14 protein-coding genes and 1 pseudogene are annotated in these 13,650 nt (G+C 71.9%); 10 read left to right on the forward strand and 5 right to left on the reverse strand.

Annotated features, from left to right (window positions below; genetic code table 11):
- Positions 1 to 57 precede the first annotated feature (57 nt).
- The 3 genes from sepH to EEJ42_RS20800 all read right to left on the reverse strand — a co-directional run bounded on the left by sepH (position 58) and on the right by EEJ42_RS20800 (position 4,124).
- The gene (sepH, locus tag EEJ42_RS20790; RefSeq protein ID WP_246097083.1) at positions 58 to 1,149 is read right to left on the reverse strand and encodes a septation protein SepH; all 1,092 of its coding nucleotides are present in this window, start codon (positions 1,147 to 1,149) and stop codon (positions 58 to 60) included.
- A 439-nt stretch (positions 1,150 to 1,588) separates the two neighbouring features.
- Positions 1,589 to 2,914 carry a D-arabinono-1,4-lactone oxidase gene (locus tag EEJ42_RS20795; RefSeq protein WP_123101739.1) on the reverse strand — a complete coding sequence of 442 codons (1,326 nt, stop codon included), beginning with the start codon at positions 2,912 to 2,914 and terminating at the stop codon, positions 1,589 to 1,591.
- Complete coding sequence (locus EEJ42_RS20800; RefSeq protein ID WP_123101723.1) at positions 2,868 to 4,124, reverse strand: MFS transporter; 1,257 nt, start codon at positions 4,122 to 4,124, stop codon at positions 2,868 to 2,870. The genes EEJ42_RS20795 and EEJ42_RS20800 overlap by 47 nt, the downstream gene beginning before the upstream one ends.
- A 237-nt stretch (positions 4,125 to 4,361) precedes the next feature.
- Between EEJ42_RS20800 and EEJ42_RS20805 the strand changes: the two genes are divergently transcribed.
- Together EEJ42_RS20805 and EEJ42_RS20810 are read left to right on the forward strand one after the other, a co-directional pair.
- Positions 4,362 to 5,504, forward strand: coding sequence for a ferrochelatase (locus EEJ42_RS20805; protein WP_123101725.1), 1,143 nt, complete (start codon positions 4,362 to 4,364; stop codon positions 5,502 to 5,504).
- An 89-nt stretch (positions 5,505 to 5,593) separates the two neighbouring features.
- The gene (locus tag EEJ42_RS20810; RefSeq protein WP_123101727.1) at positions 5,594 to 6,394 is read left to right on the forward strand and encodes an inositol monophosphatase family protein; all 801 of its coding nucleotides are present in this window, start codon (positions 5,594 to 5,596) and stop codon (positions 6,392 to 6,394) included.
- A gap of 186 nt (positions 6,395 to 6,580) precedes the next feature.
- On the opposite strand, the gene EEJ42_RS51005 is transcribed toward EEJ42_RS20810, so the two are convergent.
- A complete protein-coding gene (locus tag EEJ42_RS51005) occupies positions 6,581 to 6,748 on the reverse strand; it encodes a hypothetical protein (RefSeq protein WP_167542486.1) in 168 nt (55 codons plus the stop codon).
- A 311-nt stretch (positions 6,749 to 7,059) separates the two neighbouring features.
- On the opposite strand from EEJ42_RS51005, the gene EEJ42_RS20815 reads away from it, so the two are divergent.
- The 4 genes from EEJ42_RS20815 (at position 7,060) to EEJ42_RS20830 (ending at position 10,545) form a co-directional block, all read left to right on the forward strand.
- Positions 7,060 to 7,713 (forward strand): response regulator transcription factor, encoded by a 654-nt coding sequence (locus tag EEJ42_RS20815; protein WP_009714539.1) that lies wholly within the window; start codon positions 7,060 to 7,062, stop codon positions 7,711 to 7,713.
- Between the two features lie 6 nt (positions 7,714 to 7,719).
- Entirely contained in the window at positions 7,720 to 8,955 is a 1,236-nt protein-coding gene (locus tag EEJ42_RS20820; RefSeq protein WP_123101729.1) for a sensor histidine kinase, read from the forward strand.
- 413 nt (positions 8,956 to 9,368) lie between these two features.
- Positions 9,369 to 9,671: a DUF4193 domain-containing protein gene (locus EEJ42_RS20825; RefSeq protein ID WP_123101731.1), complete on the forward strand. Its 303-nt coding sequence runs from the start codon at positions 9,369 to 9,371 to the stop codon at positions 9,669 to 9,671.
- A gap of 19 nt (positions 9,672 to 9,690) precedes the next feature.
- Complete coding sequence (locus EEJ42_RS20830) at positions 9,691 to 10,545, forward strand: hypothetical protein (RefSeq protein ID WP_425472932.1); 855 nt, start codon at positions 9,691 to 9,693, stop codon at positions 10,543 to 10,545.
- A 15-nt stretch (positions 10,546 to 10,560) separates the two neighbouring features.
- Here EEJ42_RS20830 and EEJ42_RS20840 read toward each other — a convergent pair whose 3' ends face one another.
- On the reverse strand, positions 10,561 to 11,013 hold the full coding sequence (locus EEJ42_RS20840) for a DUF3093 domain-containing protein (protein WP_123101733.1): 453 nt from the start codon (positions 11,011 to 11,013) through the stop codon (positions 10,561 to 10,563).
- Positions 11,014 to 11,072: 59 nt separating this feature from the next.
- Here EEJ42_RS20840 and EEJ42_RS20845 point away from each other — a divergent pair, with 59 nt between their 5' ends.
- The 4 genes and pseudogenes from EEJ42_RS20845 to EEJ42_RS20860 form a co-directional block, all read left to right on the forward strand.
- Complete coding sequence (locus EEJ42_RS20845) at positions 11,073 to 11,654, forward strand: PaaI family thioesterase (protein WP_123101735.1); 582 nt, start codon at positions 11,073 to 11,075, stop codon at positions 11,652 to 11,654.
- Positions 11,651 to 12,166 (forward strand): dUTP diphosphatase, encoded by a 516-nt coding sequence (gene dut / locus EEJ42_RS20850; protein ID WP_123101737.1) that lies wholly within the window; start codon positions 11,651 to 11,653, stop codon positions 12,164 to 12,166. Before EEJ42_RS20845 ends, dut begins: the two co-directional genes overlap by 4 nt.
- Position 12,167: 1 nt before the next feature.
- Positions 12,168 to 12,950 (forward strand): DUF3710 domain-containing protein, encoded by a 783-nt coding sequence (locus EEJ42_RS20855; RefSeq protein WP_179937182.1) that lies wholly within the window; start codon positions 12,168 to 12,170, stop codon positions 12,948 to 12,950.
- 207 nt (positions 12,951 to 13,157) lie between these two features.
- Positions 13,158 to 13,650: pseudogene (locus EEJ42_RS20860) on the forward strand (hypothetical protein); the annotation flags it as partial.

Consider the following 13,650-nt stretch of genomic DNA (forward strand, 5'->3'; position numbering starts at 1 on the left):
CCGTCACCGCACTGCGGTGACGGGCCCGGAGCCTGTGGAGAACGAGCGGCCCGGTGGCTACTCCTGCTTCTTGCGCCGCGTACCGAAGACGATCTCGTCCCAGCTCGGCACCGCGGCCCGGCGACCCGGACGGACACCGTCCGCCTCCGCCTGGCGGTCCGTCGTACCGGTCAGCCGGTCGCGGTGGCCCGCGACGGAACGGGGCATCAGCACATCCGCGTACGCCGAACCCGCGCTCGCCGCCGGGGCGGGCGGCTCGACGGCCTCCGCCTCCTCCACCGGCTCGTCCGGCGGGGGTGGCGGCGCCACGACCGGTGCCTCGGGCACGACCATGTCGCCACGGAAGTTGGGCACGGCCTCCAGCAGACTGGTCAGCGAGTCGCGCTCGCCGAGGCCGTCATCCACCGAGGCGGACGCCGGTACCGGCAGGGCGGACTCGTCCTCGTCGTCGCCCTGCTCGGAAGATGTCCCCCGGTCCCAGTCTCTGTCCCGGTCTCTGTCCTTGTCCTTGTCCCGGTCCCGGTCGCGCGGCAGCCGGGCGATGCGCGGGACGAAGGGGAAGCTGGGCTCCGGGGTGTCGTCGGCCTCGCCGATGAGCGTCCGCGCCTCGTCGTCCACGGCCTGGACCAGCCGCCGGGGCGGGTCGTACGTCCAGCTCGCCGAGTGCGGCTCACCGGCGACCCGGTAGACCAGCAGCACCTCCCAGGTGCCGTCGTCACGCCGCCACGAGTCCCACTGCGCGGTGTCCTTCTCGGCGCCGCGCAGCAGCAGCCGCTCCGCCACGGCCTCGCCGAGCTGTGGTCCGGTGTTCTCGCCGGGGCGGCGCACGGGTGTCTTACGGGCGCGCTCGGCCATGAACGCGCGCTCCGCGAGCACCGGGCCCTCGAAGCGGCGCACGCGGTCGACGGGAATGCCGGCCATCTGCGCGACCTCTTCGGCCGTGGCGCCGGCACGTATACGGGCCTGGATGTCACGGGGCCGCAGATGGCTCTCGACCTCGATCTCGATCTGGCCGAGCCGAGCGCGGTCGTTGCGCACCGCGGCGCGCAGTCGCTCGTCGATGGGAAGTGTGTACTCCGTGCTGTCCGCAGCCTTGAGCACCAGCCGTGTGCCGTCGTTGCTGACGGCCACGACACGCAGTTCGGGCATGGGGACCTCCCGGGTGGTGCCTGCCGACGTCACGGTTGCGTCGCTGCTCTCCCGCTAGACGAGTGTGGCCTGCCCGGGTGCAGCCTGCCACAACTTTGCCGAGTTGCCCGGGCCGGTTGGTTGCCGCCCTCTGCCCCCTCCCGTTGGGTCCGGGCGGCCGGACGGGAAAGCGGGGCCAGGGCTCGCCACAGTACTCCATTTGGGCCGCTCGGGTGGAGCGGCGCGCCAGCCGAGTTCGGGCGTGGCGTGGTGATCCGGCGCCGAATCCTTCGAAGTGGGGCGCATTTTGGGCCGCAAGTTTCACAGGAACGTCAGAATCGGAACGATCCGTTTCGTTTATAGTCCGCTTCCCCCCGCGAGCTGGAACGAATGTCCACGCCGTGGCCGGAGGCGCCGGAGCGGGCGCGGACCGGGGCGCTCCCGCTCCCGGCCGGGCGGCTCAGCCGCCGAGCACCCGCCGCAGGTAGTCGTTGCCGAACACCCGGTCCGGGTCGAGCCGGTCGCGGAGCGCGGTGAACTCGCCGAACCGCGGATAGACCCCGGAGAGATAGGCGGCGTCGCGGCTGTGCAGCTTGCCCCAGTGCGGGCGTCCGCCGTGCGCGGTCATGATCTGCTCGGCGGCCGTGAAGTACGCCCGGTGCGGGGTGCCCCGGTAGAGGTGGACGGCGATGTACGCGGTGTCCCGGCCGGAGGCGGTGGACAGCGGGATGTCGTCGGCGGGCGCCGTCCGCACCTCCACCGGGAAGCTGACCCGCAGCCCCGACCGCTCGACGGTCGCCTTCAGTTCGCGCAGCGCCGGGACGGCGGCCTCGCGCGGCACCGCGTACTCCATCTCCAGGAAGCGGACCCGGCGCGGACTGGTGAAGACCTTGTAAGGAATGTCCGTGTAGGTCCGGGCGGACAGGGCGCGACTGGAGATCTTGGCGATTCCGGGGATGGTGGCGGGGACCGCCCGGCCCACCGTGCAGGCCACCTGGAAGATGCCGTTGGACAGCAGTTCGTCGTCCACCCAGCCGCTGACCCGGCCGACGGGGGAGGCGGGGCCGGTGCTGCGGTTGTTGCGCTTGGTGTTGCAGTTGCCGGTGTGGGGGAACCAGTAGAACTCGAAGTGCTCGTTTTCGGCGACGAGTTGTTCGAAGTCCGTCATCACCCGGTCGAAGGACATCGGTTCCTCGCGCGCGGTGAGCAGGAACTCCCGCTCCACCCCGAAGGTGATCGCCGTGACCACGCCGAGCGCGCCGAGGCCGACCCGGGCGGCCGCGAAGATCTCCGGGTGCTCGGTCGCCGAGCAGCGCAGCACCGAGCCGTCCGCCGTGACCAGCTCCAGCCCCTTGATCTGGGCGGCGATCGAGGCGGTGTCGCGCCCCGTCCCATGGGTGCCGGTGGAGGTGGCCCCGGCGACCGTCTGTTCCATGATGTCGCCCATGTTGCTGAGCGACAGACCGTGGGCCGACAGGGTTTCGTTGAGCTGACGCAGCGTGGTGCCCGCCGCGACGGTCACCGTGCCCGCCTCCCGGTCCACCTCCCGCACGCCCACCAGGCGGTCCGGGCGTATCAGCACGCCGTCGGTGGCGGCCGTGGTGGTGAACGAGTGGCCGGTGCCCACCGGCTTGACCCGCAGCCCGTCCGCCACGGCCTGGCGCACCGCCTCGGCCAGCTCCTGGGTCGAGGAGGGGGCCACGCTCCGCACCGGACGGGCGATGACGTTCCCCGCCCAGTTACGCCACACGCTGTTCCGCTCGGTTCTTACGGTCTTGACGGCCATCCGCACCCGACCCCTCCCGCTGTGGCGCCGGCCGGAGCCGGCGATACCCGAGGAACGCCACCGCCGCCGCGAGCGCCCCGGCCACGGCCGGCACCGCGTACCCCGCGCGGGCCCCGGCGGCGTCCACCACCCCTCCGGTGGCCGACGAGCCGAGCGCCACGCCGACCGCGAGCCCGGTGCTCACCCAGGTCATGCCCTCGGTCAGGCGCGCGCGTGGTACGTGCTGTTCGACGAGGGCCATGGTCGTGACCATCGTCGGTGCGACGGCCAGGCCCGCGACAAAGAGCGCCACGGCCAGAAACGACAGGTTCCCGACCAGTTGGAGGGGGATCATACTCACGGTCATCGCACAAATACCCAGCAACCAGCGGAAAGACAGCGATCTTTTGAGCGGCAGCAGTCCGAAGACGGCTCCCGCCGTGCACGAGCCCAGCGCGTACACCGCCAGGACCAGGCTCGCCGCCGCCTTGTGGCCCTCGCCCTCGGCGAACGCCACCGTCGCCACGTCGACCGCCCCGAAGATCGTCCCGACCGCGACAAAGGTGAGGACCAGCACTTGGAGCGCGCGCGACCGCAGCGCGGAGCCACCGCTGTGCGGCCCGCGCGGATGCGGCACGGGCTCGGTGGCCCGCTGCGCGGTGAGCCAGAACACGCCGATGCCCAGGAAGCAGGCGGCCAGCAGCGGGCCCGCCTCCGGGAACCAGGCGGTGGACAGCCCGATCGCGATCATCGGCCCGAGGATGAAGCAGGCCTCGTCGACGATGGCCTCCCAGGCGTACGCGGCGTGCAGTTCACGCGGCGCGTCCTGGTGGATCGCCGCCCAGCGGGCCCGCACCATGGAGCCGACGCTCGGCACACAGCCGGCCGTGGCGGCGAACACGAACAGCGTCCAGTCCGGCCAGCCCCGGTGGGCCGCCAGCAGCAGCCCGGCCAGCGAGGTGAGCGTGATGAGCGTCGCGGGGCGCAGCACCCGGCGCTGGCCGTACCGGTCGACCAGCCGGGAGGTCTGCGGGCCGATGACGGCGACGGAGAGCGCGAGGGTGGCCGCCAGCGCCCCGGCGAGCCCGTACCGCCCGGTGAGTTGGGAGACCATCGTGACCACGCCGATGCTCGTCATGGCCACCGTCATCCGCCCGATGAACCCGGCCGCGGAGAACGCCTTGGCGCCGGGGGCGGCGAAGATCACACGGTACGGACCGGGTCCGGGCATGGCGGGGCCTCCGCGGGCGGGCAGAGCGACGGGACGGGACGGCGGGAGCGAAGAGAGCAGGTCGGCGGGGCCGAGGNCGGGCGGGCAGAGCGACGGGACGGGACGGCGGGAGCGAAGAGAGCAGGTCGGCGGGGCCGAGGGGGTAAGGAACGTCGAAGCTGATACAGCTTACGGCCACCCCGGGGCCCGCGCAGGGGCATTTCCCGCCGGTCCGGGACCGGTGGCAGGATCAGAACCATGCCGGAACAGCCACCGCAGCCATCCCCCGCCCCGTACGACGCCCTGCTGTTGCTCTCCTTCGGAGGGCCCGAGGGCCCGGAGGACGTCGTGCCGTTCCTGGAGAACGTCACGCGGGGCCGGGGCATCCCGCGCGAGCGGCTCAAGGAGGTCGGGCAGCACTACTTCCTGTTCGGCGGCGTCAGCCCGATCAACGCCCAGAACCGCGAGCTGCTGCACGCGCTGCGCAAGGACTTCGCCGAGCACGGGCTGGACCTGCCGGTCTACTGGGGCAACCGCAACTGGGCCCCGTACCTGACCGACACCCTGCGCGAGATGGTCACCGACGGCCACCGCCGCATCGCGGTGCTCGCCACCAGCGCGTACGCCTCGTACTCGGGCTGCCGTCAGTACCGCGAGAACCTCGCGGACGCGCTCGCCGCCCTGGAGGGCGAGGGGCTGCCGCTGCCGCGCGTGGACAAGCTGCGGCACTACTTCAACCACCCCGGCTTCGTCCGGCCCATGGTGGACGCGACGCTCGCCGCGCTCGCCGAGCTGCCCGAGGGGCTGCGGGCGGGCGCGCACCTCGCCTTCACCACCCACTCCATCCCGACCGCCGCCGCGGACACCTCAGGACCGGTCCCGGACCACGGCGAGGGCGGTGCGTACGTCGCCCAGCACCTCGACGTCGCCCGGCTGATCGCCGAGGCGGTGCGGGAGGAGACCGGCGCCGTGCACCCCTGGCGGCTGGTCTACCAGTCCCGCAGCGGCGCCCCGCACATCCCGTGGCTGGAGCCGGACATCTGCGACCACCTGGAGGAGCTGCACGGCGAGGGCGTGCCCGCCGCCGTGATGGTCCCGATCGGCTTCGTCTCGGACCACATGGAGGTCAAGTACGACCTGGACACCGAGGCGGCCGCCAAGGCGGCCGACCTGGGCCTGCCGGTCGCCCGCGCCTCGACCGTCGGCGCCGATCCGCGGTTCGCGGCGGCGGTGCGCGATCTGCTGCTGGAGCGCGCCGCCACCGAGCGGTTCGCCGCCGGGGACGCCCCCGTGGCGCCCGAGCGCTGCGCGCTGGGCGGGCTGGGCCCGTCCCACGACCTCTGCCCGGTGGGCTGCTGCCCGGCCCGCTCGCCGCGACCGGCCGCCGCCGGGGCCGACTAGCCGGGGCCGGCCGGGGGCCGTTCCGGCGGATCTCCAGGGCCGTCGCACGCGCACACGCAGGACGCACGGGTAATCCACCAAGGAGCACGATGACCGACTCGCTCAACGCCGAACTGCTCGATCTGGCCCTGGAGGTCGCCCGCAGGGCCGGGGACCTGCTGCGCGACGGCCGCCCGGCCGACCTCGGCGTGGCCGCCACCAAGTCCAGCCCGATCGATGTCGTCACGGAGATGGACGTCGCCTCCGAGAAGCTGATCACCGACTTCCTCGCGCAGCACCGCCCGCAGGACGGCGTGCTGGGCGAGGAGGGCGCGAGCAGCGAGGGCAGCAGCGGTGTCCGCTGGGTGATCGATCCGATCGACGGCACGGTGAACTACCTCTACGGCCTCCCGTCCTGGGCGGTCAGCATCGCCGTGGAGCGGGACGGAGAGACGGTCGTCGGCGTGGTGGCCGCGCCGATGCGCGGCGAGACGTACCACGCGGTGCTCGGCCAGGGCGCGTACGCCGACGGGGAGCGGGTGCGGGTGCGCCCCGCACCCCCCTTCGAGCAGGCGCTGATCGGCACCGGCTTCGGCTATGTGCGCGAGCGCCGCATCGGGCAGGCCAGGGTCCTCCACGAACTGCTGCCCCAGGTGCGCGACATCCGGCGCGGCGGATCGGCCGCCATCGACCTGTGCGACGTGGCCTGCGGCCGGCTCAACGCGTACTACGAGCGCGGGCTCAACCCCTGGGACTACGCGGCCGGTGCCCTCATAGCCCGCGAGGCGGGCGCGCTGACCGGCGGACGGCCGGGCATACCCGCCTCGACGGAGCTGACCATCGCCGCCGCCCCCGGTCTCTTCGAGCCGCTCCAGGCGCTGCTGGAGGACCTGGGCGCCTGGCACGACTGAGCCGGGCCGCCGCCACCCCCGGGCACGCGAAGCGCCCCGGTGCCAGGAGGGCACCGGGGCGCTTCGGCGTGGATTGTGCCGGTCGTGCTGGGCGGATCGGCGTACCGGAGCTGGATCGGTCTCCGTCACACCGGGTGATCAAGCCGCCGAACGGAACCGGCGGCGCACTGGATCAAGCAACCTGGATCAAGCGGCGCTTACTTCGACGCCGTGCTCGGCGGCCAGCCGACGGAGGTCTTCCAGCTCCGCCAGCTCCACATCGGCGAGGAACTCGTCGCCCGTCTCACGGGCGCGAGTCAGATCGGACTGGGTGGTCTCTATACGCTGCAGAATGCCTGCGGTGAACGCGTCCATGGTGCGCCCCCTCGTCGTGGGTCGGTGGCACGGGGGTGTGCCGACGGCGGGAGCGATCACGTACGTGAATCCCTGAGGGTGGCGGCGGCGTCAATGGATAGCCACATACAGGGCGTGATCGCGGGGTGTGCAGTCGTCCTCCCCACCCCACTCGGAGCGGAAACCTCCGGCACCAAAAGTTTCTTGATGATCTTGAAGTCGGCCGTCCGGCACCTCTTACCGCCGGTTTATGAGACTTCGAGGCAGGATGGAGGCGCCGAACGCTGTGGAGCACGAGAGCCCGCCGCGGCCATGAGGGAAGGACGAACGACGTGCGTGTACTCGTCGTCGAGGACGAGCAGCTGCTCGCCGACGCGGTGGCCACCGGACTGCGCCGGGAGGCCATGGCTGTCGACGTCGTGTATGACGGTGCCGCCGCCCTGGAGCGCATCGCCGTCAACGACTACGACGTCGTGGTCCTCGACCGTGACCTGCCGCTCGTCCACGGCGACGACGTGTGCCGCAAGATCGTCGAACTGGGCATGCCCACCCGCGTCCTGATGCTCACCGCCTCCGGTGACGTCAGCGACCGCGTCGAGGGGCTGGAGATCGGCGCCGACGACTACCTCCCCAAGCCGTTCGCCTTCAGCGAGCTGATCGCCCGGGTGCGGGCGCTCGGCCGCCGCACCACCGTCGCCCTGCCGCCGGTCCTGGAGCGGGCCGGGATCAAGCTGGACCCGAACCGCCGCGAGGTGTTCCGGGACGGCAAGGAGATCCAGCTGGCGCCCAAGGAGTTCGCGGTGCTGGAGGTCCTCATGCGCAGCGAGGGCGCCGTCGTCTCGGCCGAGCAGCTGCTGGAGAAGGCATGGGACGAGAACACCGACCCGTTCACCAACGTCGTCCGGGTGACCGTCATGACGCTGCGCCGCAAGCTCGGCGAGCCCGCCGTGATCGTCACCGTCCCCGGCTCGGGATACCGGATCTGACCGCGCATGGCCACGACCCCGCTTCCGCCGGCGGCACCGCCCAAGCCCAACTGGGACCCGCAGCACACCTCGCCGCCCAACCCCTGGCTGCGCCCCACCATCCGGATACGGCTCACCCTGCTGTACGGCGGGATGTTCCTGATCGCCGGTGTGGTGCTGCTGACGATCATCTACCTGCTGGCGGCCGACGCCATCCGCCGGGGCAGCGAGTTCCCGCTCCAGATCGTGCGGATCGACTACAAGCCCTCCGACACCTGCCACCTGCCCAGCCAGGGCAACAACGACGCGTTCAACCGGGCGGTGGCCCAGTGCATGTCCCAGCAGCGCGACTACGCCCTGGACGGGCTGCTGCGCCGCTCGCTGCTGGCGCTGCTGGGGCTGGCCGTGGTCGCGTTCGCGTTCGGCTACGCCATGGCCGGGCGGGTGCTCTCGCCGCTGGGCCGCATCACCCGTACGGCGCGTCAGGTGGCGGGCTCGGACCTGTCCCGGCGGATCGAGCTGGACGGGCCGGACGACGAGCTGAAGGAGCTGGCGGACACCTTCGACGAGATGCTGGAACGGCTGGACCGGGCGTTCACCGCCCAGCAGCGGTTCGTCGCCAACGCCTCGCACGAGCTGCGCACCCCGCTGGCGATCAACCGCACCCTGCTGGAGGTGCAGTTGTCCGATCCGCAGGCGTCCCCGGAGCTGGTCCAGCTCGGCAAGACGCTGCTGGCCACCAACGAGCGCAGCGAGCAGCTGGTGGAGGGTCTGCTGCTGCTGGCCCGCAGCGACAACGAGATCGTGGACCGCAAGCCGGTGGATCTCGCCGAGGTGGCCTCCCAGGCCCTCGAACAGGTCCGGGCCGAGGCCCAGGCCAAGGGCGTGGAGATCCGGGGCGAGCGGGCGGCGGCGGTGGTCCAGGGCAACGGGGTGCTGCTGGAGCGGATCGCGCTGAACCTGGTACAGAACGCGGTGCGCTACAACGTCCCGGACCACGGCTGGGTGGATGTGACCACCGAGGTGCGGCAGGGACAGGCACTGCTGGTCGTCGCGAACACCGGACCGGTGATCCCGGCGTACGAGATGGACGCCATCTTCGAGCCGTTCCGCAGGCTCCGCACCGAGCGCACCGGCAGCGACAAGGGCGTGGGCCTCGGGCTGTCGATCGCCCGCTCGGTGGCGCGCGCCCACGGCGGCCGCATCGCGGCCGAGCCGCGGGAGGGCGGTGGCCTGGTGATGCGGGTGGTGCTCCCGGTCTGAGCGCGGAACGGCGGAACGACGAAAGGGGGAGTACCCTCGTGGGGTGTTCGCTTTGGGCGGAATTTTCGTGATCCGCCCACCGCCTGTATCGTGTGTGATCGATCACATGGGCGATTTTCAAGCCATACACTCTGCGTGATCGTGCCGGTTGCCGGAAAGCCGTAAAAATCCGGGTTTTCAGGCACCGAGATCACGGGAAGTACACGTCATGGCGCGCGAGAGTGCGACATTCGGACCGTGTACGGTCCCGATGGCCATCCAACCCGATCACCTCTTCAGGGGTGCGGTTGGGTGTCGATTGAGTAACAGACCTTGATGTGAGGCAAAATCTCCGCCTCAGGTCGGGCACAAGTCCGGCCTCTCACGCGTTACGAGCGCTGAGACACCGCAGACACCCAGAGGGGGAGAGCGACATGGCAACGGATTACGACACCCCACGCAAGACCGACGATGACGTCAACGAGGACAGCATCGAGGAACTCAAGGCCCGGCGGAACGACAAGTCGGCGTCCACCGTCGACGTCGACGAGTTCGAGCAGGCCGAGGGCCTGGAGCTGCCCGGTGCGGACCTCTCCAACGAGGAGCTGTCCGTGCGGGTGCTGCCCCGCCAGGCCGACGAGTTCACCTGCATGACCTGCTTCCTCGTGCACCACCGCAGCCAGCTGGCCGCCGAGACCAAGAACGGCCAGCCGATCTGCCGCGACTGCGCGGCCTGAGCCGCAGGCCAGGCCAGTCGTGGACGCGGAGCACGGCGGCGTGGACGGGGCACATGTCGAGCGAGGCCGGGCGGCCTCGCTCGCGGCCGCCCTCGGCCGCGGCGTCCGGCAGGGCGGTGGTCGTGCCCGGGCGGGGGTGTACGCGGTCGCCGACCGGATCGTGGCGAACGCACCGCGTATTCCGGTCCGCGACCTCGCGACGCTCCGCAAGCAGTTCCCCGGGCTCGGCCCGGAAGAGATCGCGGACAAGCTGGTGGCGGGTGCGGCGAACGGCACCTCCACCGTGGGCGCGGGCGTCGGTGCCGCGGCGATGCTGCCGGCCCCGCCCGCCGTGCCCACCGAGCTGGCCGCCGAGATCGTCGGCGTGGCGTCCATAGAGTTCAAGCTCATCGCCGAGCTGCACGAGGTCTACGGGCTGCGGGCGCCCGGGACCGTGCGGCAGCGGGCCACCGTCTACCTCAGCTCATGGGCCGAGGAGCGCGGCATCGACCCGACCGTCCCCGGCAGCGTCAATGCCGCGCTGAACGTCCGGATGAAGCGCGAGCTGCGCCAGCAGGTGCTGAGACGGAGCTTCCGGAGCCTGCCGGTCCTTGCGCCCTTCATGGTCGGCGCGGCCGTCGGCGCCTCGATGAACCGGCGCGACACCAAGAGACTCGCGCGCAAGATCCGCAAGGATCTGCGCGACCGCCAGGTGCCCTGGGAAGCCCTCCCCCCGTCCCCGGGTGCCCCCGGTGAGCGGCCCGGTGCCGCGGGCGAGCTGCCGCCCCCACACCCCCCGCAGCCCTCGCAGCCTCCGCAGCAGGGCCCGCAGCCCCCGCAGCCCCCGCGGCAGGGCCCGCAGCCTCCGCAACAGGGCCCTCAGGACGCTCCCTAGGCCGTAGGGCGCCGCCTAGGCCGTCTCGGCGCGTACGGCCGTCAGCGCCGTGGCCAGCTTCTCGGGGGCCCGGGTGGAGACGTACACGTAGGGCGTGGGGTCCTGCGGATCGGTGACCTCGACCCGCAGCGCGGTCGGGATGTAGCTCCGCAGCAGCATGAAGGCCCGCGGATCGGCCTTGTAGCTCCGCCAGGCGGCCGCCTCGTCGGCGTCCAGCACCTCGGGGGTTCCGAGGGCCGACACCGGGATCCTGGCCTCTCCCGCGACCAGGGAGCCCGCCACCACCCGCACCCGGGCCGAGCCGTACGAACTCACCGCGACACACGCCAGCGCCGCGCCCGCGATCAGGCCGCCGAGCATCGGCAGGGTGCCGAAGGGCAGCATGATCAACGCCGTGGCGAACCCGATCAGAATCGCGATGAACCACCATGAACGCGGCGCGGTGAGACGTTCGTCGTAAGGCTGCATGCGTATCAGCTTGGCATGGCCTCCTGCCGGGGCATCCCGCGCGGGTAAGGTCAGCCGTTGTGAGTGGAAGAACGACAGTGCTGAAGCCGCCGGAAGGCGCCACGGCACCCGTGCGCCACCCCGACGCGCCCGCGCCCGGGGAGCTCCTCGGCGCGCACTACGACCAGTGCTTCGGCTGCGGCGAGCAGAGCGGGGGCCTGCGCCTGCGGGTGCGGGCGGGCGAGGGCGTCGGCCTCACGGCCGAGTTCACCGTGGACGCCGCCCACCAGGGCGCGCCCGGCCTGGCCCACGGCGGGGTGCTGACCGCGGCGCTGGACGAGACGCTCGGGTCCCTCAACTGGCTCCAGCGCGTGATCGCGGTGACTGGGCGGCTGGAGACGGACTTCGTCCGGCCGGTGCCCGTCGGCACCGTGCTGCACCTGGAGGCACGGGTGACTGCCGTGCACGGCCGCAAGATCTACTGTGCGGCCACGGGCCGCATCGGGGGCCCCGAGGGGCCCGTCGCGGTGCGCGCGCAGGCCCTCTTCATAGAGGTGCAGGTCGACCACTTCATCAAGAACGGCCGGTCGGAGGAGATCAACGCGGCGCTCGCCGACCCGGATCAGGTGAAGGTCGCGCGCGCATTCGAGGTGAATCCGTGACTCCCGTACCGGTGGACGTGTTGATCCGCAGGGTGGACCCCCAGGTGCCGATCCCGGGGTATGCCCACCCGGGGGACGCCGGTGCCGATCTCGTCACCACCGAGGCCGCGGAGCTGGCCCCGGGGGAGCGCGCGGTTCTGCCCACCGGAGTGTCTATCGCGCTCCCGGAGGGGTATGCCGCCTTCGTGCATCCGAGGTCCGGACTCGCCGCCCGCTGCGGGGTCGCCATGGTGAATGCCCCGGGGACCATCGATGCCGGGTACCGTGGAGAGATCAAGGTGATCGTGGTCAACCTCGACCCGCGCGAGAGCGTGCGGTTCGAGCGCTACGACCGGGTCGCCCAGATGGTCGTCCAGCAGGTCGAGAAGGTGCGCTTCCAGGAGGTGGCGGAGCTTCCCGGGTCGGCGCGGGCCGAAGGGGGCTTCGGGTCCACCGGCGGCCATGCCGCCGTGGGCGGCACAACGGGTGGGAATGGATACGCTTCGGTCGGTTCCGACCGGGAAGGACGATGACGTGTTCGGACGTCGCCGCAAGCGCAGCGAGGAGGACGTCGAGTCGCTCGACGTGACCTCCGAGGAGTTGGCCGAGGACGCGGAGGACGCGGCGGGCCTCGTCGACGAGGGCGACGAGGAGGCTCCCAGGGTGAGCCTGCCCCCCGCACCGCGTCCCGACGGCCCGTGGGACGTGTCCGAGGTGCGGGAGCCCGGCGAGGGCCGGGTGGACCTCGGCGGCATGTTCGTGCCCGGTGTCGAGGGCATGGAGCTGCGGGTGGAGGTCGCGGGGGACGCGATCGTGGCCGCGACCGTGGTGCTGCGGGACAGTGCCGTGCAGTTGCAGGCGTTCGCCGCGCCCAAGAAGGAAGGCATCTGGGGCGAGGTGCGGGACGAGATCGCCACCGGCATCACCCAGCAGGGCGGTGTGGTGGACGAGGTCGAGGGCCCGCTCGGCTGGGAGCTGCGGGCCCAGGTGCCGGTGCAGCTGCCGGACGGCAAGAACGGCGTCCAGGTGGTGCGCTTCATCGGCGTCGACGGGCCGCGCTGGTTCCTGCGCGGAGTGATCTCCGGGCAGGGCGCCGTGCAGCCCGAGACCGGCAGCCTGCTGGAAGCGATCTTCCAGGACACGGTCGTGGTGCGCGGTGAGGGCCCGATGGCCCCGCGCGACCCGATCGTGCTCAAGCTGCCGAACGACGCGCAGATGGTGCCCGACGGGGTGCAGCAGGAGGAGGCGCAGGGCTCGCGGTTCGCGGGCGGCGCCGACCGGCTCCAGCGCGGTCCGGAGATCACCGAGGTGCGCTGACCGCAGACCGCGCCGCGTACGTAAGGCCAGGTCCGAAGGGGCCCGGGGAGTCTCCCCGGGCCCCTTCGACTTTTTTCTGTGAATCGTTGAACACCCGTGCCACCCCGGGCGTACTGATGGGCGAGAGACCCCCGGCGCGCCCGCGGCAGTGGGAGAGCGGACGCGACGGGCTCATTCCCTGTCCGACCTCAACGAGGTGAGTGATCAATGTCCCGAGGCCTTCCGTTACTTCATCGTCGGCGGATCGTCGTCGCCGGTGTCATCGGCGGTATCACCTGTGCGTCCGTCGCGGTGGGAGCCGCCATGGCGGGTCAGGACGGCAGCAGCAGCGAGGCGAAGGCGTCGGTCAAGGCCGCGTCCTCCATCAGCTGCCCCGCCGTGGAGGGATCCCTTCCGGAGATCCCCGCGGAGGCCAAGGCGGAGGTTGACCGTAACCTCGCCCTTCTGGACACTCAGCTCGCCGAGGCGAACAAGCGGCTGAGCACCAGCCAGGGCGAGGGCGGCCCGAACTTCGTGCAGAACGCGATCCTCGGTCCGCTGGCGGACAAGCGGAAGTCGACCCTCGACCGCATCGCGATCTCCATCGGGCGCCGGGCCGAGAAGCCGACGGGTCTGGACGCGCTCGCCGAGTGCACGCTGTCCGGCGGCGACGCCGGGGCGGGCGGCGCGGCGAGCCCGACGGCCGCCGCGAGCGCCGCGG

Source organism: Streptomyces botrytidirepellens, assembly GCF_003721215.1.
GTDB classification, from domain to species: domain Bacteria; phylum Actinomycetota; class Actinomycetes; order Streptomycetales; family Streptomycetaceae; genus Streptomyces; species Streptomyces himastatinicus.